Annotated in this window: 1 protein-coding gene; it reads left to right on the forward strand. The window is 59.5% G+C overall.

What is annotated here, in order from left to right; genetic code table 11:
- The coding region (locus tag MOV76_RS39655; RefSeq protein ID WP_247266650.1) for a zincin-like metallopeptidase domain-containing protein at positions 1–242 on the forward strand (242 nt) is incomplete at both ends.

A 242-nucleotide genomic window follows, 5' to 3' on the forward strand; every position in this document is an offset into this window, starting at 1 on the left:
CTATTATGCTGCCATTCGTGATTACATCCAGATGCCATGCTTGGATGCCTTCCGGGACGATGCCGCCTATGTCGCCGTCCTCAGTCACGAGATGACGCACTGGACCGGGGCACCGCGACGGCTTGATCGTGATCTCAGCCGCTACGCAAAAGACAGGAGCGAACGCGCCCGCGAAGAACTGATTGCCGAACTCGGCAGCTCGTTTCTCTGCGCCGATCTTGGCATCGTCCCCGAGCTCGAAC

Source organism: Rhizobium sp. PRIMUS64 (assembly GCF_023006465.1).
Classification (GTDB): Bacteria; Pseudomonadota; Alphaproteobacteria; order Rhizobiales; family Rhizobiaceae; genus Rhizobium; species Rhizobium leguminosarum.